Below are 26,624 nucleotides of genomic sequence, written 5' to 3'. Positions count from 1 at the left end.
TTCCTTAACGCAGGTTAATGGTGGTGTTCACACCGTCGTTGACGCTGTTGTCGTCAAACCAGCGGGCGGTGACGGTCTTGGTCTGAGTGTAGAACTGCACCACTTGCTTGCCATACGGGCCGAGGTCGCCGAGTTTGGAACCCCGGGAACCGGTGAAGCTGAAGAACGGGACCGGCACCGGAATCGGGATGTTGATACCCACCTGGCCGACGTCGATTTCACTCTGGAATTTACGCGCCGCCGCACCACTCTGGGTGAACAGGCCGGTGCCGTTGCCAAACGGGTTGGCGTTGACCAGGGCAATCGCCTGATCGAGGGTGTCGACTTCCAGCACCACCAGCACCGGGCCGAAGATTTCCTGGGTGTAGATCTGCATGTCGGTGGTCACCCCGGAGAACAGGGTCGGGCCGACAAAGTTGCCTTGCTCGTAGCCCGGCACGCTGATGTCGCGACCGTCGAGTTCGAGCTTGGCGCCTTCCTTGATGCCGCTTTCGATCAGCTCGAGAATCCGCGCCTTGGCGCGCTTGGAAATCACCGGGCCGACATCGGTCCCCGGCTCGCTGCCGGCATTGACCGTGAGTTTCTGCGCCAGCGCCTTGAGGTCGGGCAGCCACTGCTTGGCCGCGCCCACCAGCACCACCACCGAGGTCGCCATGCAACGCTGGCCGGCCGCACCAAAACCGGCACCGACCAGGGCATTCAGCGCCTGCTCGCGGTTGGCGTCGGGCAGCACCACGGCGTGGTTCTTCGCGCCCATCATCGACTGCACGCGCTTGCCATGTTTGCCGGCGAGATCGTAGACGTGGGTGCCGACTGCGGTCGAACCAACGAACGACACCGCCTTGATGTCCTTGTGGGTGCACAGCGCATCCACCACGTCCTTGCCGCCGTGGACCACGTTGAGCACACCGGCCGGAACCCCGGCTTCAATCGCCAGTTCCACCAGCAGCAAGGTCGACAGCGGATCCTGCTCGGACGGTTTGAGCACGAAGGTGTTGCCGCAAGCGATGGCCATCGGGAACATCCACAGCGGAATCATCGCCGGGAAGTTGAAAGGGGTGATGCCGGCGCAGACGCCGATCGGCTGGCGCAGGGTGTAGGTATCGACGCCGCCGGCGACGTTTTCGGCGAATTCGCCCATTTGCAGGGTGCCGATAGAGCAGGCGTGTTCAACCACTTCCAGGCCACGGAAAATGTCGCCTTCAGCGTCGGCAATAGTCTTGCCCTGCTCGGCACTGAGGACCACGGCGATGCGCTTGGAGTGCTCGCGAATCAGCGCCTGAAGTTTGAGCATGATGCGCATCCGTGCGCCAATCGGAGTCAGTTTCCAGGTCTGGAAGGCGCGCTGGGCAGCGTTGATTGCAGCGTCGACTTCATCGGCGGTAGCGAACGGAACCTTGGCCAGCACTTCCTGCGTGGCCGGGTTGACGATGTCGTGCCATTCGCTGGTTTGAGACTCGACCCACTGACCGTCGATCAGCAATTTGGCCGTTTGCACGGTGGTTTCGTTGGGCGTGAGCGATGCGTTCATGTGGGTCTCCGGTACTTATATTTATGCTGGGAGCCAAGGCGCAGAGGTCGCCTTGAGATGAGGCGTGTACCGCAAGTGGTGAGCGGACTGTTTTTGGAGTATAGATGTGCAAACTTCTAATAAGAACGCACATAAAAGCCGGTCCAACATGCAAAAAAACATCACATCCCTGGGCTCCCTGAACTGGGACGACCTGAAGTTTTTCCTCGAAGTGGCCCGCACCCGCAAGGCCAGCACCGCGGCCAAGCGCCTTGCGGTGGACTACACCACGGTGTCGCGACGCATCAGTTCGCTGGAAGGCGCTTTGGGCACCTTGTTGTTCGAGAAATCGCGGACCAACGGCTTCGTGCTGACCGCCGAGGGCCAGCGCCTGCTGGGTTATGCCGAGTCAATAGAAAGTACCCTGCACATGGCCTGCGAGCAGGTTTCGGGGTCCGGCGTGGCGTTGTCCGGGCACGTGCGCATGGGCTGCACCGAAGGCTTCGGCAGCTTCTTTATCACTCCGCAGTTGAGTCACTTCGTCGACGCCTACCCGGCGATCTCGGTGGACATCCTGCCGCTGCCGCACTTCATCAGCCTGTCCAAGCGCGAAGCCGACATCGTCATCGCCCTCGAACGCCCGGAACACGGCCCGTACGTGTGCTGCAAACTCTGCGACTATCGCCTGCAGCTGTACGCGACCCAGGACTACCTCGACCAACACCCGCCGATCCGCCGCCCGGCCGACCTGGCCCGGCATCAATTCATCAGCTACGTCGACGACCTGGCCTTCAGCTCTGAGCTGCTTTATCTGGCCAACGTCCTGCCCGGCGCCAGCGCCAACCTGCGCAGCACCAGCGTCATCGCCCAGTTCGTCGCCGCCCAGCAAGGCCGCTCGCTGGCGATCCTGCCCTGCTTCCTCGCGGCTCAGGACCCACGCCTGCTACCGGTGCTGCCGGAGGAGATCAACATCACACGGCAGTTCTGGATGTACTGCCGGGAAGACTTGAGGAAGCTCAAGCGGATCACCCTGCTCTGGGATTACATCCGCAGCGTCACCGAGCAGAACCAGGCGCTGTTGATGGGGCAGACGCGGGAAATGCACTTCGCCGATTAGTCGTTGCTGACGACGATCGCCACTCGACGGTTTTCATAGCGGCCGGTGGCGGTTTTGTTGGTGGCGACCGGGACGCTGCTGCCGAATCCGCGCAGCTGGATGTTTTCTTCACGCATGCCGACCTGCTGCAGGACGGTGCTCACGCTCTTGGCGCGGCGCACCGAGAGTTGCTGGTTGTAGGCTTCCTTACCCGAAGCGTCGGTGTGGCCGTCGACCCGCACTCGGTCGATGCCGACGTCCAGCAGGGCTTTGCCGATGCGCTGGACGATGGCGCTGCTCTGCGCATTCAGGCTGTCGACGTCGCTGCCAAATAGCACCTTGCCGGACAAGCCAAACTCCCAGCCTTCATCGGTCAATTCGAACCCCTGCTGCTTGAGCACCGCGATCTGTGCGGGGCTGAGGCCTTTTTGCGGGGCGGTCTGGCAGCCGCTCAGGGCGAGCATCGCCATGAACAGCGAGAACATGAACAATCGAAGGGAACGCTGGGAAACTGGGGACACGGGGGGTTAGCTCCTGTTTTTCAAAGGTGCGGCAAGGTGCTCCGACGTTGCCGTGTATTGCCCGCCTCGGGAGAGGCGTTTGGCCTGGTACATCGCCGCATCGGCGGCATGCAACAGGGAGCCGGGTGTGGCACCGTGATCCGGAAAGATCGCGATTCCCACACTCAGCGAGGTCTGCACCGTCTGGCCGTCGGCCAATTGCACCGGTGCCTGCATGCTGGCGATGATTTTGTCGGCGATGCGTTCGGCATCTTCGACCTTGTGCAGCGGCGTCAGCAACACCGCAAACTCGTCTCCGCCGAGGCGACCCACCAGGTCCTCTTCGCGCAATTGCGCGCGCACTCGGGTGGCGACCGCTGTCAGCACCGCGTCGCCAGCGGCATGACCGTATTGATCGTTGATGTCCTTGAAGCGATCGCTGTCGAGAAACAACACCGCCAGCCGCTCGTCGTACTTCTTCGCGGTGCGCAGCGAGCGCATCAAGCGGCCCTCGAAAAATGCCCGGTTCGGCAGGCCGGTCAGGCTGTCGTGGCTGGCCTGGTGGGCGAGGGATTCGTTTTCACTTTGCAGGTGGGTCTGCCACGATTCGAGCTCATCGAGCAGGGCATTGAAGTCGTTGCCCAGGCTGTCCAGCTCGGCTATCCGCGCCGGCGGCACACGCTGGTCGAAGGCCCGCTCGCTGCGCACCGCATGCGCCACCTGCGCGAGTCGGCGCAACGAACCGGTGATGCCCTTGAGCTGGTGGCGCGCCAGGTACAGCGCAACCCAGGCACTGAGGGCGGCGCAGGCGATGATCCCGGCAAGTCCGCTAAGCAGAAAGCGCAGCAGACTGGCACCGTGGCCCACCACCAGAATGCTGCCGACCTCATGGCCCTCGTGGACAATCGGCAAGCGCATGGGCTTTTCCAACACCGCTCGCGCCAACTGCATTTCCAGCTGTGACACCCAGCCGTTTTCCGGTCGCTGCCAGCGCGCCAGCAACTGCCCTCGTCTGTCGAACACCTGGGCGTCCGCCACCTCTTCAGTCGAAGCGATCAACGCCAGCGCTTCGGTCGCCGCCACGTTGTCGTTGAACACCACCGCCGCTTCCACGGTGTAATTGATCGAGCGGGCAATCAGTTCCAGGTTGTGATCGGCGTAGGCGCGCAAGGCCAGGACGCCGAGCAGGGTCAGGCTCAAGCTGGTCATGGTCACGCCTACCAAGGCAATCATCAGGTTGCCGCGGCCAATGACCGCACGCAGGGTAGCTCGCCCGTCTTTGTCGAATAGCCTCATGGCGCCGCCGTTTTGCGACGCGAGAGTTGCAGGACACTCGGGTGAATCCGCACGCCGCTGCGCGCTACCGAGTCGAGATTGACGTCGAACGCCACATGGGCGTCGCTGACCCGCAGGCAGAACAGGCTGCCGACCGTACAGGCGTCGTCCGCTTCACTGATGCTCAACACCGGACGCCCGCTCAGGGAGGCGAACAACGTTTCGCGCTCTGGCTGGGAAAGTTTGCCGATGTACACCGCCTCGCAGTCGGTGGCGATGGCCGGATGGCTGGTGAGAAAACGCCGCACCACTACCGGACGCCCGGTGGCCTGAATCGTGCCCTTGACCAGGTCGTCGGTGTATTCGGTGGGGCCGATCACGCACAGGCGCAGTTGCGCAGGCTCTACCGGCCAGCGGGCGTAGCTGAGGATACCGAGTACCACTTGGGTGACCGCCAGCGCGCGCTGCTCGGCCATGCTCACTGGAGCGGACGAGTCGGCGCAGGCCGCCACGCTGAACAAACAGAGAATGCCTGCCAGCAGCCATCGCTTGCAGCTGACCATGCACGCTGTCATCAAGACAGTCAGCTTCATTCAGGCATTCTCGTTGATCGTTGCGAAATGATGCCGCAACGATAGCACAGCGCCAAAACAGCGGCGAGGCCAGCCCACGGGCGCCGCTGTTTAGTGAAGCTCCAGCATCAGCCCGCTCAAACGCTTGACCTTGCGCTTGACCGCCTCCTCGAACACGCCGCCACGGGGCTCGATCAAGCTGAACCAGTCCTTGGCCCGGGTGATGCCGGTGTAGATCAACTCCTTGGTCAGCACCGGGTTCAGCGCATCCGGGAGGATCAATGCGGTGTGAGTAAATTCCGAACCCTGGGACTTGTGCACCGTCATCGCGTACACGGTTTCCACATCGTTGAGCCGGCTTGGCAGGACGAAGCGCACGCCGCCCTGGCCATCGTTGCGCGCGAAGGCCACCCGCAGCACCTGCCGCCCCGCTTGCTCAGCGTCACGTTCGGGCAATTTGAGGGCGATGCCGATGTCGCCATTCATCAGGCCCAGGCCGTAGTCGTTGCGGGTCATCAGTACCGGGCGGCCTTCGTACCATTGCTGATCGCTGTCGATCAGCCGGGCTTTGAGCAGCGCTGCGGTAATCCGCTGGTTGAGCCCCTCGACGCCCCAGGGGCCCTTGCGCACCGCGCATAACAACTGGAATGCGTCGAAGGCCTGCAGCACATCCCGCGCCCAGTCGACCCAGCACGGATCATCGGCCGCTGCCTGGGGCGATGGCCGTTGGCTGCGCAGGCGACTGAGGTAATGCCGGTAACCTTGCGGCCCCTCGCCATGACCGTCCAACAGCAGGCGCTCCAGCGCTCGGTCCTGTTCTCCCTTGAGCGCCAGCGAATACAGATCGGCGTGGCTGCGCGCGGCGAGCAACTTGCGCGCTTCGTCGGCCTGCTGCTGATTGACCCAGCGCGCCAGTTGGCCGATGCCGCTGCCTTCGCCAAACCGCCGAGAGTGACGCAGCATCACCACTTGCTGGGCCAGTGGGTGACTGCCGTCCTGGTCTTGCTGCAAGCCGCTGTCGGCCAATGACTCCTGGCTGACTGCCTCCAGCCAGGCACGGGTCTGCGGGCTGTACCAGCCGGCTTCGGCATCGCGGCACAGATCGCCAAGCACGGCACCGGCTTCCACCGAGGCCAACTGGTCCTTATCGCCCAACAGCACCAGCCGCGCATGGGTGGGCAAGGCGTCGAGCAGATTGGCCATCATTTCCAGGTCGATCATCGACGCTTCGTCGACCACCAGCACATCCAGCGGCAGGCGATTGCCGGCGTGATGGCGGAAATGCCGGGTGCCGGGACGGCTGCCCAACAGTCGGTGAACCGTGGTCACGTCGCTGGGGATCTTGTCTTTGACTTCGGCGGCGACCTGAAGGGTGCGCACTTGTTGGCTGATGGACTCAGTCAGGCGTGCGGCAGCCTTGCCCGTGGGTGCGGCGAGGCGAATGCGCAACGGCGTGCCAGCTTCCACGGCAGGCCCCTGGAGCAATGCCAGCAGACGCACCACGGTGGTGGTTTTGCCGGTGCCCGGACCGCCGGTAATGATGCTGAACGCACCACGGGTGGCCAAGGCGCAGGCGAGCTTTTGCCAGTCGATCGCCGCACCGGCACGCGCCGCGCCGAACAGCCCGGTGAGGCGTTCGGCCAAGTCAGGCGGTGTCGGCTCAGCGGCCGAGAGACGCTGGCGCAAGGCATCATCGATGCGTCGTTCGTAGGCCCAGTAGCGCCGCAAGTACAGGCGCTTGCCGGAAAGGATCAGCGGCCGTTGCGCGGCTTCGGCGCTGGCATCGACGGCCAGCGCCACCAGCGGGCTGCTCGCCAGGACTTTGCACCAGTGCGCGCCTTCCAGCGCCTCGAGCAATTGCGAAGGCAGCAACTGAGCGCCGGCCTGGGCATCGCCTTCCGGCGGCAGAGACAGGGCGAAATCCGGCTCCTTGAGGGTTTCGAACAGATCAAGACAGACGTGACCGTGGCCCAGTTGGTGGCTGGTCAACGCCGCCGCCAGCAGCACCAGCGGATCGCCGTCGGGGGCACGCTCGTGGAGGAAGCCGACGAAGGCCTTGTCCAGCGCCCGCAGCCAGCCGCGCTCGACCCAGCGTTCGAGCAGCAGCAACAAATCCCGGGCGCTGCTCAGCGGTGCCAGTTGCGCCAGGCTGTCGTCGGTCAAAGGCGTGGGTAACAGGTCAGCGAAGGAGCGTTTCATAGCAGTTCACCCTGCACCCAGGCGGCTTCGGCCCGGGGCTCTGGTTGGCCCTGGAACATCCGGTCCAGGCGTTCGATCAGCTCACGTGGCGGACGGGCGAAATAGGCGCCCTGGCTCGCCGCGCGCGTGCCGCGCAGGAACAGGTAAAGGGCACCGCCGACGTGGCGGTCGTAGTCGTAGTCGGCCAGCCGCGCCTTGAGTTGACGATGCAGGGCCAGCAGGTACAAGACGTACTGCAGGTCGTAGCGATGGTCGAGGATCGACTGCTCCATGGCCTGCTCGCTGTACGCCGAATCATCGGCGCCCAGCCAGTTTGATTTGTAGTCGGCCACGTAATAGCGACCGGCGTGCTCGAAGGTCAAGTCGATAAACCCCTTGAACATGCCATTGAGTAGCACCGACTCGGCCCCCGCCCGGGCAACGCCGGCGTGGGTGTACTGGCGCACCAGTTCATCGAGCTTGAGCACATCGACCTTGTGGCTGGCGAACCAGAATTCCATCTCGACCCGGTACTCGCGCAACTGCCCCAGCACCAATGGCGGTTGCTCGTAACCCACCGGCAGCGGTAGCTGGACCAGGTGCTGCAGCCAGTCGCTCAGGGTGGTGATCCAGCCCTGCCAGCCGCGACGGTTGCAGCGCCGGGCAATCGCATCCTCGATCAGCTTCGGCTCGGCACTGAAGCGCTCCTCACCTGCCCACTCCAGTAGACCGTGAAGAAAGGTTCCCGGGTTCGGCCCCCGGGGAAAGCGGTGGATATCGCCGCCGCTGGCAAGCATTTCACGGGGCGCATCGGGGTCGAGTCGCTCGTCATCGAAGAGTTTCTGCGCCTGCGGGCTTTCCGGTGCTTCGTCACTGCCCGGGGCCAGGCTGTCGCTGATGCGCAGTGCGCTATAGGAGGCAATCCACCAGTTTTCCGCAGCACGCCGTGTCGGCAGCAAAGGCGCCAGCAACTGCGCGGTGTTGCGCGGCGGCTGGTAGCGCTCGGCCGTGGCGATGGGCAGCGGCTCCTGGTGCACGGCGGCGCAGCCTTGCTGCTGGTCCAGCAGCCAGCGCTGCAACTGCGCCGACTCGGCCAACACCTGGCCGCCGCCGAGCACATAGCCCAACGCCGACAGGTGCAGCACCGAGCTGTTGCTGTTGCCGCGCTTGAGGTCGGCGACACCCAGCCAGCAGGCATGCTGGGCGCGGGTCAAGGCCACGTAGAGCAGGCGCAGGTCTTCGGCGAGGCGCTCATGGTCGGCCAGGGCAATCAGCTCAGGCGTCGGGTTCAGGCTGACCTGAGCCTTGCCCTGTTCATCGTGGTAATGCAGCGGCAGGCGACTGCCATCCACCGGCTTGGCCGAACAAATGAACGGCAGGAATACCAGTGGGTATTCGAGGCCCTTGGACTTGTGGATAGTCACCACCTTGACCAATTGCTCGTCACTTTCCAGACGCAGGATCTGCTCTTCACCGGCTTGCCCGGACAACGCCAGGTGCTCGGACAAATGACGGATCAGCGCCTGTTCGCCATCCAGTTCGGCGGCGGCCTGTTGCAGCAGCTCCGAGAGGTGCAACAGGTTGGTCAGCACCCGCTCGCCATCGCTGCGCGCGATCAGTGCCTGGGGCAAGCGGAAGTCATGCAGCAGGCGGCGCAACATCGGCAGCACACCCTGGCTGCGCCACAGGCTGCGATATTCACGGAATTGCATGACCCGGGATTCCCAGGCCAGTTCGTCCTGATTCAAGCGTTCCAGTTCAACCAGCGACAGGTTCAAGGTGATGCTCGCCAGGGCCGCGCGTAATGGTCGCTCGACATCGGGCTCCGCGCACGCCTTGAGCCAACTCAGCAGGTCATGGGCCTCCTGGGCGGCGAACACCGAATCCTTGTCCGACAGATAGACACTACGCACCCCACGCGCCGACAACTCGCTGCGCACCGCCTGAGCTTCCTTGCCGTCGCGCACCAGGATCGCGATGTCTGCCGGCAGCAAGCCCTTGAGCGCTTGCGTGTCACGGACAAAACCGGCTTGGCCCTGCTGACCAGCGTTGAGCAACGCGGTGATTTCACTGGCACAGGCCGCGGCCAGTTGTTGACGATAGACCGCGCCGGACAGCGCTTGCTCACTTGCCAGATGCCAGATGTTCAGCGCCGGTGTGACCGCGCCATTGATCTGCAGAACCTCCTTGCGACCCTGGGATTGCACCGGGGCAAAGGGCACCGGGTTGACGCCATCCGGTTCGCGGAACAGGAACGCACCACGCCCCTGCTCACGCACTTCGGCGCTATGGAACACGTGGTTCACCGCCTCGACCATGCCGTGGCTGGAACGGAAGTTGGTTCCCAGGGTGTGCAGTCGACCGCTGGTGGCCTGGCGGGCGCGCAGGTAAGTGTAGATATCGGCACCGCGAAAGGCGTAGATCGCCTGCTTCGGATCGCCGATCAGGAACAGCCCGCATTCGGGGTTGTTGTCCTCGATACGGTAAATGCTCTCGAAGATTCGGTACTGCACCGGGTCGGTGTCCTGGAACTCGTCGATCAGCGCCACCGGAAACTGCTCGCGGATCAGGCTCGCCAGACGCTCTCCGCCTTCGGCCTGCAACGCCGCACGCAGGCGCAGCAGCATGTCGTCAAAGCCCATTTCCGCACGCCGGCGCTTCTCTTCCTCAAAGCGCGCGCCGATCCACTGCGCGGCATGCTTGAGCACCGCCGCGTCGGGGGTCGGCAGCGCATCGAGGCGCGCCTTGAGTCCGACCATCGCTTCCAGCCCCGGATGGTCCGGGGCTGGACCTTTCCAGGCCTCGGCCATGCCGTCAGGGGTCAGACGGGTGAAACCCGTCCCGATGTCCAATTCTTCGAGGCTTTCATCTGCGGCCCAGGCGCTAATTTTCTCGAACCAGGGCTCGCAGTAGCGCGCTTGCATCTTGCGTCCGTCGACGGCCTTGTCAGCGATGCCTTGCAGGCAGATCGCGCGCAACTCCTGGGCCCAGTCGATCCAGGGCGCCTTCAAGGAGATCAGGGCCTCGCGGCGCTGCTGCAGGCATTCGTCGATCAATTCCGCAGGGTCGCGTCCTGCGACGCCGTCGCGCTCACTGTCGAACAAACCGCGCACGCGACTCAATAAGGCAGCCGGGCCGCCCCAATGGCTGCGCACCCAGTTCAGCGCATCGCCCTGCATCGGGTAGCAATACAGGCGCCAGTAATCACGCACCACTTCGCCGAGCAAATCGCTGTGATCGGTCTCCAGCGATTGAGTGAACAGGCTGCCGCTGTCGAAAGCATGTTCGCGCAGCATACGCTGGCACCAACTGTGAATCGTCGAAACGGCGGCTTCATCCATCCACTGTGCGGCGATGTCCAGCCGGTTGGCGCAGCCAGGCCAGTGCTGCGCTTCGTACTCGTCGCGCAGGTCGGCAATCAGGCTATCGGGGGCGGGCGTCTCGTCACGAAAATAGCGCGCCGCCTCCGCCAGCCGGGTGCGAATCCGCTCGCGCAGTTCCTTGGTGGCGGCGTCAGTGAAGGTCACCACGAGGATCTGTGGCGGCAGCAATTCACGGCCAAAGCCGCTGCTGGCGTCGCCATGACCCAGCACCAAACGCAGGTACAGCGCAGAGATAGTGAAGGTTTTGCCGGTGCCGGCACTGGCTTCGATCAGTTGGCTGCCACGCAGCGGAAACGCCAGGGCCAGGGGTAGCGTCGCGGTCATCAGTGCGATTCCTCGCCGGTCAGTGAGCGCCAGGGCGCTGCGTGCAATGGGCGGTAAAGGGCATCGCACCAGAGGGTGAACGTCTCATCGGCGATCAGCGCGTTGTAATCGCTGAACTGGCGAGCCAATGCCGGGCTTTCGCGGCGCTCGCCTTCGCTGTTCTGACCGTCGCCGTCGTAGGCCTTGCGCGCGGCAGCCTCGGCCTTGTTCGGATCGCTCTGACCGAGCCAGGCGAAGGCGGTCTTGACCGCGATCGGCAAGGGTTGGCGCATGCCGGCCTGCCAAGCCTGCATCAGGTCGCCGAGGATCTGCGCGGCGACATCTTGCTCCAGCGGATCGAGCAATAGCGTGTCGTCACTGGCAACCAGCCCGGTGGTCAGTGACAAGCCGCTGGCACAGGCCACCAAATGATTGACCCACGGACGGATCAGGCGATGCCACTTGCGGCTTTTGATCGAGCCGATGCTGTTGGGAATGGTAGTCACCGACAGCAGTCCACCGTCGCTGCGCTGATGCAGTCCACCGATCCAGCCTTCAAGGCTCACGCCATGCAGTTGCAGGGAGACCGGCAATGCGCTGGTTTGCGGGGTCGGCCACAGCACCAGCAGTTGCTGATAGCGCTGCAACAGGTCCGGCAGCGGCTCAATCAACTCGCGTTGCAGGCACTCACCGAAACCGGCCATGGGCAGCAAACCGCTGTCTTGCAGACGTCGCGCCTGCGCCTGCAACACCGGCTCGACCTGGTCGAGATCGCTGAGGGCTGCCGCCAGCAGGTTGTCGCTCAGGCTGTAGCGTTGCAACGCATCAAGGACGAAGGGTTCCTCGTCAGCCAGGGGCGCTTGGGCGGCTTCGAAGAACACCTTGAGCCGTTGGCTAAAAAAATGCCGGACCGGGTGGCGCAGGAAATCCTGCAGTTGCCCAAGGCTCAGGGGTTCTTCCTGAACGTAGGGGTCGAGCAAGGTCGAGGGGGCTGGGTGATCCTGTTGCTCATGCAGCAACTGCCACTCGCGGGCATAGCTGAACAGCGGATCGCCTTGATGAAAATAGCGCGCGCTGAAGGGTTGCAGCGGGTGCTCCTGGGTCATCGACTCCAGCAGCCCTTCTGTCTCATCTGCCAGCTTCCAGCCATTGGCCAGGTGGTCGCGCAATTGCCCGATCAGCACCGATGCCGGACGCTCACTGTTGTCGCGAATGCTGCGCCCGACCCAACTGATGTAGAGCTGGTCGCGCGCCGAGAGCAGGGCTTCGAGCAACAGGTAGCGGTCGTCTTCGCGGCGCGAACGGTCGCCGGGGCGGTAGTCGCTGCCCATCAGGTCGAAGTCCAGCGGCGGTTGCGCACGCGGGTAATCGCCGTCGTTCATGCCCAGCAGACACACCAGCTTGAACGGGATCGCGCGCATCGGCATCAAGGTGCAGAAGTTCACTGCCCCGGCGAGGAACCGCTGAGACAGACGGCCCTGATCGAGTCCGGCCAGCCAGGCTTCACGGACCACGGTCAGCGGCAGTGCGTCATACAGCCCGACCGCCTCGCACGTCTCCAGCCAGGTTTCGCGCAATAGTTCGAGCTGCGCCAGGACATAATCATCGTGCTCGTTGCTCGCCAGGAAAAACACCTGCATCAACGCTTGCAGGCGCAGGCCCCACTGCTCAGGCGAGGCCGCTTGAGTGAGTTCATCGTGGGCGATCTGCAGGGCATCGAGCAGCGCCACAAGCGGGCCAATCAGCGCCGCATCGAGACCGCCGATTTCGTCGTAGGGTTCGATGCCGTCGCACGCCTGTCCGCTGCCGACCGCATAGCCGAGCAGCATGCGCCGCAAGCCGAAACGCCAGCTGTTCTGTTCCAGCGCTTGCGGCAAACCGAGGCCGGCACGCTGCTCGGCATCCATGCCCCAACGAATGCCGGCGCCTTCGATCCAGCGATGCAGGGTCGGCAGGTCCCGCTCTTCGATGCCGAAGCGCGCACGCAATGCCGGGACGTCGAGCAGGTCGAGAATCTCGCTGACCGGGAAACGGCTGTCCGGCAGCTTGAGCAAGTGTTCGACAGCAATCAGCAAAGGATCCCGGCCACGCTGGCCCTGGTCAGTCAGGGTAAAGGGGATAAAGCGCGGGTCGTCACGGGTCAGTTGCCCGAACACGGCGCGAATGTGCGGCGCATAGCTGTCGACATCCGGGACCATGACGATCACATCACGCGGGCGCAACTGGGGATCGGCGCTGAAGCGTGCGAGCAACTGGTCATGGAGGATTTCCACTTCACGCTGGGCACTGTGGGCAATGTGAAAACGGATCGACGGGTCCTTGTCGAGGTCGACCGCAGGCCAGGTCTCGCGGGTTTCGTTCAGGGGGCGCAGTTCGAGGATGTCGTCCTGCAATTGGTTGAGCATCGACCATGGCTGACTGTCGCTGAACAGGTCGATGCGCCCATCGCGAAACGCCGAGCGGTAGCTGTTGGGATCGTCATAGCTGTCGAGGAGGTTGATGTAGTCGCGACCCTGCTTACCCCACGCCGCGAGCAGTGGGTGGGCGTGTTGGTGCAGGGTGTTCGGATCAAGCACCACCGGCATTCCGTTCTTGCGCGCTTGCCGCTTGTATTGGTGCCTTAACAGGTCTTTATCGGCGACGATGTCCGCCCAATGGTGACGGCAAGGGTTGTGTACACAGAGCAGCACCTGACTGAATCGCGCCAGTCCGGCGAGGGCTTCGAGAGCTTGGGCCGGTAGCGAGGAAATCCCGAAAACGATCACTCGGGACGGTAAGCCAGCGGGCGCGACAGCGAGACGAGTGATGGTTTCCATGAAGCGTTGATGCACGCCAGCGCGACTTTGCGCCATGCCCTGCTCGCCGACATCCAGCAGCAGTGCGCGCCACAATTCGGCTTGCCAGCAGTTGGCCGGGGTCAGGGGATGACTTTCGCCCCTGGCGTTGCGCAACTGATGTCGGCCCGCGGCCCAGTCTTCGAGCCAGTCGGCGCGATACACCTGGTATTGGTCAAACAGGTCGGCCAGGCGCTCGGCCAGTTGATAGCGCTTGCGCAGGTCGCTGTCGTGGGTCAGAAAGCGCTGCAAAGGCTCAAAGTGCGGCTGATCGATCAACTCCGGCAACAGGCGCATCAGCCGCCAGGTCAGCGGCGCCTTGTCGAGCAGGGACTTGGCAGGAATTTCATCGCGGCCCAGGACTTGCCGATACAGTTGCCACATGAAGCTGCCGGGCAACTGCACATCAATGGCTGCTGCAATGCCGCAGCCGCCCATGTCGTCGGCCTCTGGGTCTTCAGCCAAGGCCAGCTTCAGCCATTGGGCAATGCCGTTGCTCTGCACCAGGGCAATTTCATTTTCCAGGGGAGCCAGCGGGTAGCGCCGCATCCAACTGACCACCAGGCTGCGCAGCTCGTCCAGGCGATTGCCGTGAACCACCATGAAACCAGTACTGAGTCGCGAGGCGTCCGCCATGAATGCTTCCTTGATGAAATGCCAAAACCAAGGCCGAACCTTAGCATTATCAGGTGGTTGTGGTAGCGCAGGAAGTCGGCAACTTTCCCGCGCGCAAAAACAAAACCCCTACCTGCATTCGCAGATAGGGGTTTCGGAATTTAATCTTGACGATGACCTACTCTCACATGGGGAAACCCCACACTACCATCGGCGATGCATCGTTTCACTGCTGAGTTCGGGATGGGATCAGGTGGTTCCAATGCTCTATGGTCGTCAAGAAATTCGGGTACCGAACCGTCTTTCGACGCTTCAGCAAATCGGGTATGTGATCAATTTGTGTACTGCAAACTTTCGGTGTCTTCGTCTTCATACACCGCAATCTGATGCTCTTTCGAGTAGTCAAATTGCTTGGGTGTTATATGGTCAAGCCTCACGGGCAATTAGTATTGGTTAGCTCAACGCCTCACAGCGCTTACACACCCAACCTATCAACGTCGTAGTCTTCGACGGCCCTTCAGGGAACTCAAGGTTCCAGTGAGATCTCATCTTGAGGCTAGTTTCCCGCTTAGATGCTTTCAGCGGTTATCTATTCCGAACATAGCTACCCGGCAATGCCACTGGCGTGACAACCGGAACACCAGAGGTTCGTCCACTCCGGTCCTCTCGTACTAGGAGCAGCCCCTCTCAAATCTCAAACGTCCACGGCAGATAGGGACCGAACTGTCTCACGACGTTCTAAACCCAGCTCGCGTACCACTTTAAATGGCGAACAGCCATACCCTTGGGACCGGCTTCAGCCCCAGGATGTGATGAGCCGACATCGAGGTGCCAAACACCGCCGTCGATATGAACTCTTGGGCGGTATCAGCCTGTTATCCCCGGAGTACCTTTTATCCGTTGAGCGATGGCCCTTCCATACAGAACCACCGGATCACTAAGACCTACTTTCGTACCTGCTCGACGTGTCTGTCTCGCAGTCAAGCGCGCTTTTGCCTTTATACTCTACGACCGATTTCCGACCGGTCTGAGCGCACCTTCGTACTCCTCCGTTACTCTTTAGGAGGAGACCGCCCCAGTCAAACTACCCACCATACACTGTCCTCGATCCGGATAACGGACCTGAGTTAGAACCTCAAAGTTGCCAGGGTGGTATTTCAAGGATGGCTCCACGCAGACTGGCGTCCACGCTTCAAAGCCTCCCACCTATCCTACACAAGCAAATTCAAAGTCCAGTGCAAAGCTATAGTAAAGGTTCACGGGGTCTTTCCGTCTAGCCGCGGATACACTGCATCTTCACAGCGATTTCAATTTCACTGAGTCTCGGGTGGAGACAGCGCCGCCATCGTTACGCCATTCGTGCAGGTCGGAACTTACCCGACAAGGAATTTCGCTACCTTAGGACCGTTATAGTTACGGCCGCCGTTTACCGGGGCTTCGATCAAGAGCTTCGCGTTAGCTAACCCCATCAATTAACCTTCCGGCACCGGGCAGGCGTCACACCCTATACGTCCACTTTCGTGTTTGCAGAGTGCTGTGTTTTTAATAAACAGTCGCAGCGGCCTGGTATCTTCGACCGGCGTGGGCTTACGTAGCAAGTACTTCACCCTCACCGGCGCACCTTCTCCCGAAGTTACGGTGCCATTTTGCCTAGTTCCTTCACCCGAGTTCTCTCAAGCGCCTTGGTATTCTCTACCCAACCACCTGTGTCGGTTTGGGGTACGGTTCCTGGTTACCTGAAGCTTAGAAGCTTTTCTTGGAAGCATGGCATCAACCACTTCGTCGTCTAAAGACAACTCGTCATCAGCTCTCGGCCTTAGAATCCCGGATTTACCTAAGATTCCAGCCTACCACCTTAAACTTGGACAACCAACGCCAAGCTGGCCTAGCCTTCTCCGTCCCTCCATCGCAATAACCAGAAGTACAGGAATATTAACCTGTTTTCCATCGACTACGCTTTTCAGCCTCGCCTTAGGGACCGACTAACCCTGCGTCGATTAACGTTGCGCAGGAAACCTTGGTCTTTCGGCGTGGGTGTTTTTCACACCCATTGTCGTTACTCATGTCAGCATTCGCACTTCTGATACCTCCAGCAAGCTTCTCAACTCACCTTCACAGGCTTACAGAACGCTCCTCTACCGCATCATCCTAAGATGATACCCGTAGCTTCGGTGTATGGTTTGAGCCCCGTTACATCTTCCGCGCAGGCCGACTCGACTAGTGAGCTATTACGCTTTCTTTAAAGGGTGGCTGCTTCTAAGCCAACCTCCTAGCTGTCTAAGCCTTCCCACATCGTTTCCCACTTAACCATAACTTTGGGACCTTAGCTGACGGTCTGGGTTGTTTCCCTTTTCACGACGGACGTTAGCACCCGCCGTGTGTCTCCCATGCTCGGCACTTGTAGGTATTCGGAGTTTGCATCGGTTTGGTAAGTCGGGATGACCCCCTAGCCGAAACAGTGCTCTACCCCCTACAGTGATACATGAGGCGCTACCTAAATAGCTTTCGAGGAGAACCAGCTATCTCCGAGCTTGATTAGCCTTTCACTCCGATCCACAGGTCATCCGCTAACTTTTCAACGGTAGTCGGTTCGGTCCTCCAGTTAGTGTTACCCAACCTTCAACCTGCCCATGGATAGATCGCCCGGTTTCGGGTCTATTCCCAGCGACTAGACGCCCTATTAAGACTCGCTTTCGCTACGCCTCCCCTATTCGGTTAAGCTCGCCACTGAAAATAAGTCGCTGACCCATTATACAAAAGGTACGCAGTCACCCAACAAAGTGGGCTCCCACTGCTTGTACGCATACGGTTTCAGGATCTATTTCACTCCCCTCTCCGGGGTTCTTTTCGCCTTTCCCTCACGGTACTAGTTCACTATCGGTCAGTCAGTAGTATTTAGCCTTGGAGGATGGTCCCCCCATATTCAGACAAAGTTTCTCGTGCTCCGTCCTACTCGATTTCATGACTAAGAGATTTTCGCGTACAGGGCTATCACCCACTATGGCCGCACTTTCCAGAGCGTTCCGCTAATCTCAAAGCCACTTAAGGGCTAGTCCCCGTTCGCTCGCCACTACTAAGGGAATCTCGGTTGATTTCTTTTCCTCAGGGTACTTAGATGTTTCAGTTCCCCTGGTTCGCCTCTTGCACCTATGTATTCAGTACAAGATAACCATCTTATGATGGCTGGGTTCCCCCATTCAGACATCTCCGGATCAAAGTCTGTTTGCCGACTCCCCGAAGCTTTTCGCAGGCTACCACGTCTTTCATCGCCTCTGACTGCCAAGGCATCCACCGTATGCGCTTCTTCACTTGACCATATAACCCCAAGCAATCTGGTTATACTATGAAGACGACATTCGCCGAAAATTTGCATTTAGAACACAAATTTTACCTTAGCCTGATCCGTTACCAGTGAAAGTAACGTTCAGTCTATCTTTCTATCACATACCCAAATTTTTAAAGAACGATCTAATCTTAAAGATCAGAAATCAACATTCACGCTGGAATGCTCATTTCTAAGCTTTACGACACACAACAACCCCCGTACCGCAGGGCTGTTCTCGTCTTCTACAAGGAATCAAGCAATTCGTGTGGGAGCTTATGCAGCAGCTGATGTCGTCGATTAAGGAGGTGATCCAGCCGCAGGTTCCCCTACGGCTACCTTGTTACGACTTCACCCCAGTCATGAATCACACCGTGGTAACCGTCCTCCCGAAGGTTAGACTAGCTACTTCTGGTGCAACCCACTCCCATGGTGTGACGGGCGGTGTGTACAAGGCCCGGGAACGTATTCACCGCGACATTCTGATTCGCGATTACTAGCGATTCCGACTTCACGCAGTCGAGTTGCAGACTGCGATCCGGACTACGATCGGTTTTATGGGATTAGCTCCACCTCGCGGCTTGGCAACCCTTTGTACCGACCATTGTAGCACGTGTGTAGCCCAGGCCGTAAGGGCCATGATGACTTGACGTCATCCCCACCTTCCTCCGGTTTGTCACCGGCAGTCTCCTTAGAGTGCCCACCATAACGTGCTGGTAACTAAGGACAAGGGTTGCGCTCGTTACGGGACTTAACCCAACATCTCACGACACGAGCTGACGACAGCCATGCAGCACCTGTCTCAATGTTCCCGAAGGCACCAATCCATCTCTGGAAAGTTCATTGGATGTCAAGGCCTGGTAAGGTTCTTCGCGTTGCTTCGAATTAAACCACATGCTCCACCGCTTGTGCGGGCCCCCGTCAATTCATTTGAGTTTTAACCTTGCGGCCGTACTCCCCAGGCGGTCAACTTAATGCGTTAGCTGCGCCACTAAAATCTCAAGGATTCCAACGGCTAGTTGACATCGTTTACGGCGTGGACTACCAGGGTATCTAATCCTGTTTGCTCCCCACGCTTTCGCACCTCAGTGTCAGTATCAGTCCAGGTGGTCGCCTTCGCCACTGGTGTTCCTTCCTATATCTACGCATTTCACCGCTACACAGGAAATTCCACCACCCTCTACCATACTCTAGCTCGTCAGTTTTGAATGCAGTTCCCAGGTTGAGCCCGGGGCTTTCACATCCAACTTAACGAACCACCTACGCGCGCTTTACGCCCAGTAATTCCGATTAACGCTTGCACCCTCTGTATTACCGCGGCTGCTGGCACAGAGTTAGCCGGTGCTTATTCTGTCGGTAACGTCAAAATTGCAGAGTATTAATCTACAACCCTTCCTCCCAACTTAAAGTGCTTTACAATCCGAAGACCTTCTTCACACACGCGGCATGGCTGGATCAGGCTTTCGCCCATTGTCCAATATTCCCCACTGCTGCCTCCCGTAGGAGTCTGGACCGTGTCTCAGTTCCAGTGTGACTGATCATCCTCTCAGACCAGTTACGGATCGTCGCCTTGGTGAGCCATTACCTCACCAACTAGCTAATCCGACCTAGGCTCATCTGATAGCGCAAGGCCCGAAGGTCCCCTGCTTTCTCCCGTAGGACGTATGCGGTATTAGCGTCCGTTTCCGAACGTTATCCCCCACTACCAGGCAGATTCCTAGGCATTACTCACCCGTCCGCCGCTCTCAAGAGAAGCAAGCTTCTCTCTACCGCTCGACTTGCATGTGTTAGGCCTGCCGCCAGCGTTCAATCTGAGCCATGATCAAACTCTTCAGTTCAAACATCTTTGGGTTTTTAAGAAACCCTAAACTTGGCTCAGCAATCGTTGGTTACATCTTTGATTTCTCGCGGAGTAACTTGTGATGCTGATAATCTTGTTGACTATCAGTCTGACTGCACAAGCACCCACACGAATTGCTTGATTCAGTTGTTAAAGAGCGGTTGGTTAAGATCTTTCGTCTCAACCGAGGCGCGCATTCTACAGCAGCCTCATTTGCTGTCAAGTGATTATTTTCAGAAGTTTTCAAGGAATCCTTAACAACTTCAACCACTTGCGCTTTCGATCTCTCGTCAGCGGGAGGCGAATTCTACAGCGTTACACGCTGCTGTCAACACCTCTTTTTCAACTTCCTTCGCGCTTCGATGACCTGAAACACTGACTGCCGAAAACTTCGTAACTCGTTGTTTACCAAGGAGTTTTCCGTTTCGACTGCGCCGGAAGTGGGGCGAATTATAGACAGATAAAAACTCGCGTCAACCACTAATTTCATAATTCTGTCATATAAGTCAGAAACGCCCCAAAAACGCGAAGGCCGCGCCCAAGGGCGCGGCCTACTGCACAACTTCGCCTTACAAGCTCGGGAAGGCGAATTGCGAAGCCTCATGGCTCGCACGCTGTGGCCAGCGCTGGGTGATTGCCTTGCGCCGAGTGTAGAAACGCACGCCGTCCGGACCGTAGGCATGCAGGTCACCGAACAGCGAACGCTTCCAGCCGCCGAAGCTGTGATACGCCACCGGCACCGGCAACGGCACGTTGACCCCTACCATGCCCACCTCGATCTCGTCACAGAACAGCCGCGCCGCTTCACCGTCACGGGTGAAGATGCAGGTACCGTTGCCGTATTCGTGATCGTTGATCAGTTGCATCGCCTCTTCCAGGCTGTTGACCCGGACAACACACAGTACAGGACCAAAGATCTCTTCTTTATAGATACGCATCTCAGGAGTGACGTTGTCGAACAGGCAGCCACCCAGGAAGAAGCCCTCCTCATGACCGGCCACGCTCAGGCCACGACCGTCCACCACCAATTTGGCACCCGCCGCCACACCGTCATCGACGTAGCCGCTGACCTTGTCCCGCGCCTGGCCGGTGACCAACGGCCCCATGTCCAGACCACAGGAAGTGCCCGCGCCAATTTTCAGCGCCTTGATTTGTGGCGTCAGCTTGGCCACCAGCGCATCCGCCACCTGGTCACCCACGCACACCGCCACCGAAATGGCCATGCAACGCTCACCGCACGAACCGTAGGCTGCACCCATCAGTGCACTGACGGCGTTATCCAGGTCGGCATCCGGCATCAGTACGGCATGGTTCTTCGCCCCGCCCAACGCTTGGACGCGCTTGCCGCGTTTGGTGCCTTCGGCGTAGATGTATTCAGCAATCGGCGTCGATCCGACAAAGCTCAGGGCTTTGACTTCCGGCGCCTCGATCAGTGCATCCACCGCCGACTTATCGCCGTGCACCACGCTCATCACGCCTTTCGGCAGACCGGCTTCCAGCAACAGTTGAGCAATCAGCAACGTGGAGCTCGGGTCACGCTCCGACGGTTTAAGGATGAAGCAGTTACCGCAGACGATGGCCAGCGGGTACATCCACAGTGGCACCATCGCCGGGAAGTTGAACGGGGTGATGCCCGCTACCACGCCCAGCGGCTGGAAGTCCGACCAGGCATCGATGTTCGGGCCGACGTTACGGCTGTATTCACCCTTGAGGATTTCCGGAGCGGCACAGGCGAATTCGACGTTCTCGATACCGCGCTTGAGCTCACCGGCCGCGTCTTCCAGGGTCTTGCCGTGTTCTTCACTGATCAATTGCGAAATACGCGCTTCGTTCTGCTCCAGCAATTGCTTGAAGCGGAACATCACTTGGGCACGCTTGGCCGCAGGCGTGTTGCGCCAGGCCGGGAACGCCGCCTTGGCAGCATCGATGGCCTGCTGGATGGTTTCGCGGCTGGCCAACGGCACTTTATGGATCGGCTGACCGGTGGACGGGTTGAACACGTCGGCGGTGCGACCGTTATCGTTCACCAGTTCGCCATTGATCAAATGTGGGATAAGGCTCATGCAGGGCTCCTGAAAAGTTGTCCACAGGCGCCCGTTGAAGGACGCCTGCTTATATAAGAAGGTAAGTGCAATCAGTCGATTTTGTTCAGCGCTTCGCCGACAGCGTCGAACAGGCGATCGAGGTCCTGCGGCTTGCTGTTGAAAGTTGGCCCGAACTGCAGGGTGTCGCCGCCGAAGCGCACGTAGAACCCGGCTTTCCACAGGGCCATGCCGGCTTCGAACGGACGCACGATGGCGTCACCGTCACGGGGTGCGATCTGGATCGCCCCGGCCAGGCCGAAGTTGCGGATGTCGATGATGTTTTTCGTGCCCTTCAGACCGTGAAGTGCATTCTCGAAATGCGGCGCGACTTCCGCCACGCTCTGCACCAGGTTTTCCTTTTGCAGCAGATCGAGTGCGGCCAGGCCAGCGGCACAGGCCACCGGGTGGGCGGAATAGGTGTAGCCGTGAGGGAACTCCACTGCGTACTCCGGCGTCGCCTGGTTCATGAAAGTCTGGTAGATCTCGGAGCTGGCAATCACCGCGCCCATCGGGATCGCACCGTTGGTGACTTGCTTGGCGATGCACATCAGGTCCGGGGTGACACCGAAGGTGGTGGCGCCAAACATGGTGCCGGTACGGCCGAAACCGGTGATCACTTCGTCGAACACCAACAGAATGTTGTGCTGATCGCAGATCTCGCGCAGGCGCTTGAGGTAACCCTGTGGCGGCACCAACACGCCAGCCGAACCGGCCATGGGTTCGACGAACACGGCGGCGATGTTCGAGGCGTCGTGCAGTTCGATCAGCTTCAGCAGTTCATCCGCCAGGGCAATACCACCCTGCTCCGGCATGCCGCGCGAATAGGCGTTGCTGGCCAGCAGGGTGTGCGGCAGGTGATCGACGTCCATCATCGCCTGGCCGAACAACTTGCGGTTGCCGTTGACCCCACCGAGGCTGGTGCCGGCGATGTTCACTCCGTGATAACCACGGGCACGGCCGATCATCTTGGTCTTGGTCGACTGGCCTTTCAGGCGCCAGTAGGCACGCACCATTTTTACCGCAGTGTCAGCACACTCGGAGCCCGAGTCGGTGAAGAACACGTGGTTGAGATTGCCCGGGGTCAGGTCGGTGATCTTTTCCGCCAGTTGGAACGACAGTGGATGGCCGTACTGGAAGCCTGGCGAGTAGTCCAGGGTGCCCAACTGCTTGGCCACCGCCTCCTGGATTTCCTTGCGGGTGTGCCCGGCGCCGCAGGTCCACAGACCGGACAGCGAGTCGTAGACCTTGCGGCCCTTGTCGTCGATCAGCCAGCTGCCTTCAGCGCCGACGATCAAGCGTGGATCACGCTGGAAATTGCGGTTGGCGGTGTAAGGCATCCAGTGAGCATCCAGCTTGAGCTGGCTGGCCAGGGACGACGGGGCGTTTTCAGGCAAGTTCATGAGCGAAACCTCGCAAGGCAATAAACGGCGTAGGGATTGAAAACCTTAGTTGCAGCTAAATTGCCACGGCGATAAAGTCGGTGAAATCCAACATTTATAACCTTTAGTCAGATCACCACTAAACTATCGAGCACGCCCCATGAGCAGCCGTCGACCTGACCCTCTGGCGCAAGTCAGCGATTTTGATATCCGCCTGTTGCGGATCTTCCGCAGTGTCGTCGAATCCGGCGGTTTCTCTGCCGCCGAGAGCGTGCTGGGGATCGGCCGTTCGGCCATCAGCCAGCAGATGAGCGACCTCGAACAACGCCTGGGCCTGCGCCTGTGCCAGCGCGGGCGCGCCGGTTTTTCCCTGACTGAAGAAGGCCGCGAGGTCTACCAGTCGGCGTTGCAGTTGCTCAGCGCACTGGAAAGTTTTCGCACCGAGGTCAACGGCCTGCACCAGCACCTGCGTGGCGAGCTGACGATCGGCCTGACCGACAACCTCGTCACCCTGCCCCACATGCGCATCACCCATGCCCTGGCACAATTGAAGGAGCGTGGGCCGGACGTGCAGATCCAGATCCGCATGATTGCTCCCAATGAAGTCGAACAGGGTGTACTCGATGGTCGCCTGCACGTCGGCGTCGTGCCGCAGGCCAGTGCCTTGTCGGGCCTGGAATATCAGCCGCTCTACAGTGAGCGCTCACTGCTCTATTGCGCGGTCGGGCACCCGCTGTTCTACGCCGACGACAAACAGTTGGACGATGCGCGCCTCAACACTCAGGACGCCATTGCCCCGACTTTTCGCTTGCCGGCGGAGATCCAGGCCCATTACCAGGCGCTCAATTGCACCGCCAGCGCTTCGGACCGCGAAGGCATGGCGTTCCTGATCCTGACCGGGCGCTACATCGGCTATCTGCCCGACCACTACGCCAGCCTGTGGGTGCAGCAGGGCCGCTTGCGGGCGCTCAAGCCTGATGCACGCTTCTATGACTTGAGCCTGGCATCGGTCACACGCAAGGGCCGGCGCCCGAACCTGGTACTGGAAAGCTTCCTCGAAAGCCTGGCGGCAACTCGGTGAAGTACCCGGCTTTTTTGTCGCACCAAGGCTTGTCGGATGCCTGCTGGTGCGTTATCAACGCACTGATGCCCTACTGACCTGCCCGGAATCGTCCATGACCCTTGAAGTCCCAGCGCACAGCGGCAAACCTGCCGGTCGTATTCGTCAAAAGAACGAACAGGCAATTCTCAAGGCCGCGGAAGTCGAATTCGCCCGGCATGGGTTCAAAGGCACCAGCATGAACACCATTGCGCAGAACGCCGGATTGCCCAAAGCCAACCTGCATTACTACTTCACCAACAAGCTGGGCCTGTACATCGGCGTGTTGAGCAACATCATTCAGTTGTGGGACAGCACCTTCAACACCCTCACCGCCGACGATGACCCGGCCGAGGCCTTGACCCGCTACATTCGCGCCAAGATGGAGTTCTCGCGTCGTCATCCGCAGGCGTCGCGGGTATTCGCCATGGAAGTCATCAGTGGCGGCGAATGCCTGAGCGAGTATTTCAACCGTGACTACCGGACCTGGTTCCAGGGCCGCGCGAGTGTGTTTCAGGCGTGGATCGACGCCGGTAAAATGGACCCGGTTGATCCGGTCAACCTGATTTTTCTGCTATGGGGCAGTACCCAGCACTACGCCGACTTCTCCACCCAGATCTGCCGCGTCACCGGGCGCAGCAAATTGACCAAACAGGACATCGACGATGCGGGTAATAACCTGATCCGCATCATTCTCAAAGGCTGCGGCCTCACTCCCGCTATTTAAGACCGTTACCATGCCCTTTACCCTTGCCGGTTTTTGCGAATACCAGGAAGAGATTCGCAAGAGCCGCTTCATCACCCTCGCGGCGCCTATCACCAGCCCCGCCGAAGCCCAAGCCTTCATCGAACAGCACAGCGATCTCGACGCGACGCATAATTGCTGGGCCTGGAAACTCGCCGACCAGTATCGCAGCAACGATGATGGCGAACCCGGCGGCACTGCCGGCAGGCCGATACTGGCCGCCATCGAAGCCCAGGACTGCGACCAGGTGGTGGTGCTGGTAATTCGCTGGTACGGCGGCATCCAACTGGGCACCGGCGGTTTGGCGAGGGCCTACGGAGGAGGTGCCAACAAGTGCCTGCAGGGCGCAGCCAAGATCGAGTTGATCAGCCGTGAGCCGCTGAGTTGCCACTGCGGATTCAGCGAGTTGGCCCTGGTCAGACTGCGCGTCGCCGAGGCCGGCGGTTTGGTGGTGGATGAACAGTTCACGGCCAATGGCGTAGAACTTCAGTTGGCCGTGGGTGAAGCGCAGATCGAGCTGTTGCAAAGCCAGTTGGCCGACTTGAGTCGTGGGCGCATTCTGTTGCAGCGCTGATTCACTGACAGTTGCCCACATCCGCTGTGCACCCGACTGTGGATAACCTGAGCACACAGAGCTGTAACCCTTCTGTCACGTGGCTTTGAGGGCACTGCTCAGTTTTTGTCCAATTGCTCCGCACGCGACTCGATTCGACCGTAAAACAAACAGTTAGCGCGCGTTAGCAGCTTTGGATCAAAGCCATATCCGGCTTATGCCCAAGCTTTAGGCTTGCACACAAATACTGTGGAGCAAGCTGTGGATAAGCCGTTCATGGGTCGCGCAGTGGCATAGCCAGCATGGGGTGCAGGACGATGATCATTTTTTAACCAGGCGCCTTTGCGCACCAACCGCTGGTAATGCTATGTGGTCCACATTGTCGAATAGTGACTTTGCGCAAGGAGCGTCAATGGCAAAGCCTGGAGTATGCTCAAGGGTCAAGCCCACAGGTAGCGCCGTCAGTCGCGACGCCTTGCCCCCCGACTTTTTACAAGGAAGCCACTCATGACAACCGCAAAAACCGCACTGATCATCGGCGCCTCCCGAGGCCTGGGCCTTGGCCTGGTAAAAACCCTGCTGGCCGACGGCTGGCAAGTCACCGCCACCGTGCGCAACCCGCAAAAAGGCGAAGCCTTGCAGGCGCTGGGCGACGTGCGGATTGAGCAACTGGACATGGACGACCAGCAGGCGCAGATCGCCTTGAGCCAGCAGCTCCAGGGCCAAGTGTTCGACCTGCTGTTCGTCAACGCCGGGGTCAAGGGCCCGGAAGTGCAGACACCCAACGGCGGTGCGACGTTGGCCGAAGTCGGTCAGTTGTTTTTTACCAATGCCGTGGCGCCGATCAACCTCGCCCAGCGTTTCGTCGGGCAGATTCGCCCGGGGAGCGGTGTGCTGGCGTTCATGAGTTCGGTGCTGGGTAGCGTGACCATGCCCGACGCCCCGGAACTGGCGCTGTACAAGGCGAGCAAGGCGGCGCTCAATTCCATGACCAACAGCTTCGTCAGCCAGTTGGGCGAGTCGCGGCCGACGGTGTTGTCGCTGCATCCGGGCTGGGTGAAAACCGACATGGGCGGCGAAGGTGCCGACCTTGATGTGCAGACCAGTACCCGCGGACTGATTGACCAAGTGAATGCCTATGCCGGCAAGGGCGGCCATCATTTCATCAACTACAAGGGCGAAACCATTCCCTGGTAATTTCGTCCTGTCGGGCCGGGCTTGCCTGCCAAGCCCTTTTGCCCGACACTGCGCACCTCGTCCCCGCGACGAACCTGGATCAGCAGACAGGGCAACACTGAGCTGGCGAACCTGAACCCAACTTTCAGAGGAGCCGGCA

14 protein-coding genes and 3 rRNA genes are annotated in these 26,624 nt (G+C 60.1%); 5 read left to right on the top strand and 12 right to left on the bottom strand.

Translation table 11 applies throughout. The features are described from left to right. Positions 1-4: 4 nt before the first annotated feature. Positions 5-1,531: a CoA-acylating methylmalonate-semialdehyde dehydrogenase gene (locus KW062_RS03980; protein ID WP_105754885.1), complete on the bottom strand. Its 1,527-nt coding sequence runs from the start codon at positions 1,529-1,531 to the stop codon at positions 5-7. A 148-nt stretch (positions 1,532-1,679) separates the two neighbouring features. Here KW062_RS03980 and KW062_RS03975 point away from each other — a divergent pair, with 148 nt between their 5' ends. Continuing rightward, positions 1,680-2,627 (top strand): LysR family transcriptional regulator, encoded by a 948-nt coding sequence (locus tag KW062_RS03975; protein ID WP_027619281.1) that lies wholly within the window; start codon positions 1,680-1,682, stop codon positions 2,625-2,627. Here the strand turns inward: KW062_RS03975 and KW062_RS03970 are convergent. From KW062_RS03970 to KW062_RS03920, 11 genes are all read right to left on the bottom strand, one after another. Further along, positions 2,624-3,091 carry an OmpA family protein gene (locus KW062_RS03970; protein ID WP_105754886.1) on the bottom strand — a complete coding sequence of 156 codons (468 nt, stop codon included), beginning with the start codon at positions 3,089-3,091 and terminating at the stop codon, positions 2,624-2,626. The genes KW062_RS03975 and KW062_RS03970 overlap by 4 nt on opposite strands. Positions 3,092-3,133: 42 nt before the next feature. Continuing rightward, positions 3,134-4,402 carry a diguanylate cyclase domain-containing protein gene (locus KW062_RS03965; RefSeq protein WP_105754887.1) on the bottom strand — a complete coding sequence of 423 codons (1,269 nt, stop codon included), beginning with the start codon at positions 4,400-4,402 and terminating at the stop codon, positions 3,134-3,136. After that, positions 4,399-4,974 carry a YfiR family protein gene (locus KW062_RS03960; protein WP_027619278.1) on the bottom strand — a complete coding sequence of 192 codons (576 nt, stop codon included), beginning with the start codon at positions 4,972-4,974 and terminating at the stop codon, positions 4,399-4,401. Before KW062_RS03960 ends, KW062_RS03965 begins: the two co-directional genes overlap by 4 nt. A 90-nt stretch (positions 4,975-5,064) precedes the next feature. Next, positions 5,065-7,152, bottom strand: a complete 2,088-nt coding sequence (gene recD / locus KW062_RS03955) for an exodeoxyribonuclease V subunit alpha (RefSeq protein WP_105754888.1) — start codon at positions 7,150-7,152, stop codon at positions 5,065-5,067. Then, positions 7,149-10,838, bottom strand: coding sequence for an exodeoxyribonuclease V subunit beta (gene recB / locus KW062_RS03950; protein ID WP_105754889.1), 3,690 nt, complete (start codon positions 10,836-10,838; stop codon positions 7,149-7,151). Before recB ends, recD begins: the two co-directional genes overlap by 4 nt. Beyond that, the gene (recC, locus tag KW062_RS03945) at positions 10,838-14,287 is read right to left on the bottom strand and encodes an exodeoxyribonuclease V subunit gamma (protein WP_105754890.1); all 3,450 of its coding nucleotides are present in this window, start codon (positions 14,285-14,287) and stop codon (positions 10,838-10,840) included. The genes recB and recC overlap by 1 nt, the downstream gene beginning before the upstream one ends. Positions 14,288-14,431: 144 nt before the next feature. Beyond that, positions 14,432-14,547, bottom strand: a 5S ribosomal RNA gene (rrf, locus tag KW062_RS03940). A 141-nt stretch (positions 14,548-14,688) separates the two neighbouring features. Further along, positions 14,689-17,581 (bottom strand): 23S ribosomal RNA (locus tag KW062_RS03935). A 308-nt stretch (positions 17,582-17,889) separates the two neighbouring features. Next, positions 17,890-19,426, bottom strand: a 16S ribosomal RNA gene (locus KW062_RS03930). The 16S, 23S and 5S rRNA genes sit together here, the layout of an rRNA operon. Positions 19,427-19,997: 571 nt before the next feature. Further along, the gene (locus tag KW062_RS03925) at positions 19,998-21,491 is read right to left on the bottom strand and encodes a CoA-acylating methylmalonate-semialdehyde dehydrogenase (RefSeq protein ID WP_027617674.1); all 1,494 of its coding nucleotides are present in this window, start codon (positions 21,489-21,491) and stop codon (positions 19,998-20,000) included. A gap of 71 nt (positions 21,492-21,562) precedes the next feature. Beyond that, positions 21,563-22,912 carry an aspartate aminotransferase family protein gene (locus tag KW062_RS03920; RefSeq protein ID WP_027617673.1) on the bottom strand — a complete coding sequence of 450 codons (1,350 nt, stop codon included), beginning with the start codon at positions 22,910-22,912 and terminating at the stop codon, positions 21,563-21,565. 139 nt (positions 22,913-23,051) lie between these two features. Between KW062_RS03920 and KW062_RS03915 the strand changes: the two genes are divergently transcribed. The 4 genes from KW062_RS03915 to KW062_RS03900 all read left to right on the top strand — a co-directional run bounded on the left by KW062_RS03915 (position 23,052) and on the right by KW062_RS03900 (position 26,485). Continuing rightward, positions 23,052-23,972 (top strand): LysR family transcriptional regulator, encoded by a 921-nt coding sequence (locus KW062_RS03915; protein ID WP_027617672.1) that lies wholly within the window; start codon positions 23,052-23,054, stop codon positions 23,970-23,972. 94 nt (positions 23,973-24,066) lie between these two features. Further along, a complete protein-coding gene (locus KW062_RS03910; protein WP_027617671.1) occupies positions 24,067-24,717 on the top strand; it encodes a TetR/AcrR family transcriptional regulator in 651 nt (216 codons plus the stop codon). Between the two features lie 10 nt (positions 24,718-24,727). After that, positions 24,728-25,309 carry an IMPACT family protein gene (locus KW062_RS03905; RefSeq protein WP_027617670.1) on the top strand — a complete coding sequence of 194 codons (582 nt, stop codon included), beginning with the start codon at positions 24,728-24,730 and terminating at the stop codon, positions 25,307-25,309. A gap of 486 nt (positions 25,310-25,795) precedes the next feature. After that, the gene (locus tag KW062_RS03900) at positions 25,796-26,485 is read left to right on the top strand and encodes an SDR family oxidoreductase (protein WP_027617669.1); all 690 of its coding nucleotides are present in this window, start codon (positions 25,796-25,798) and stop codon (positions 26,483-26,485) included. Positions 26,486-26,624: the final 139 nt, after the last annotated feature.

It is taken from the genome of Pseudomonas fluorescens, assembly GCF_019212185.1.
In the GTDB taxonomy this organism is placed as follows: Bacteria; Pseudomonadota; Gammaproteobacteria; order Pseudomonadales; family Pseudomonadaceae; genus Aquipseudomonas.
Note: the sequence above shows the minus strand (reverse complement) of the source record. Positions and strands in the feature narration are given on the sequence as shown.

What these genes read in the sequence shown, in the direction of transcription:
- KW062_RS03980 (WP_105754885.1), bottom strand. Translation starts at nt 1,531, where the DNA reads ATGAACGCATCGCTCACGCCCAACGAAACCACCGTGCAAACGGCCAAA.
- KW062_RS03900 (WP_027617669.1), top strand. Translation starts at nt 25,796, where the DNA reads ATGACAACCGCAAAAACCGCACTGATCATCGGCGCCTCCCGAGGCCTG.
- recD (WP_105754888.1), bottom strand. Translation starts at nt 7,152, where the DNA reads ATGAAACGCTCCTTCGCTGACCTGTTACCCACGCCTTTGACCGACGAC.
- recB (WP_105754889.1), bottom strand. Translation starts at nt 10,838, where the DNA reads ATGACCGCGACGCTACCCCTGGCCCTGGCGTTTCCGCTGCGTGGCAGC.
- KW062_RS03915 (WP_027617672.1), top strand. Translation starts at nt 23,052, where the DNA reads ATGAGCAGCCGTCGACCTGACCCTCTGGCGCAAGTCAGCGATTTTGAT.
- recC (WP_105754890.1), bottom strand. Translation starts at nt 14,287, where the DNA reads ATGGCGGACGCCTCGCGACTCAGTACTGGTTTCATGGTGGTTCACGGC.
- KW062_RS03925 (WP_027617674.1), bottom strand. Translation starts at nt 21,491, where the DNA reads ATGAGCCTTATCCCACATTTGATCAATGGCGAACTGGTGAACGATAAC.
- KW062_RS03905 (WP_027617670.1), top strand. Translation starts at nt 24,728, where the DNA reads ATGCCCTTTACCCTTGCCGGTTTTTGCGAATACCAGGAAGAGATTCGC.
- KW062_RS03960 (WP_027619278.1), bottom strand. Translation starts at nt 4,974, where the DNA reads ATGAAGCTGACTGTCTTGATGACAGCGTGCATGGTCAGCTGCAAGCGA.
- KW062_RS03920 (WP_027617673.1), bottom strand. Translation starts at nt 22,912, where the DNA reads ATGAACTTGCCTGAAAACGCCCCGTCGTCCCTGGCCAGCCAGCTCAAG.
- KW062_RS03965 (WP_105754887.1), bottom strand. Translation starts at nt 4,402, where the DNA reads ATGAGGCTATTCGACAAAGACGGGCGAGCTACCCTGCGTGCGGTCATT.
- KW062_RS03975 (WP_027619281.1), top strand. Translation starts at nt 1,680, where the DNA reads ATGCAAAAAAACATCACATCCCTGGGCTCCCTGAACTGGGACGACCTG.
- KW062_RS03910 (WP_027617671.1), top strand. Translation starts at nt 24,067, where the DNA reads ATGACCCTTGAAGTCCCAGCGCACAGCGGCAAACCTGCCGGTCGTATT.
- KW062_RS03970 (WP_105754886.1), bottom strand. Translation starts at nt 3,091, where the DNA reads ATGTTCTCGCTGTTCATGGCGATGCTCGCCCTGAGCGGCTGCCAGACC.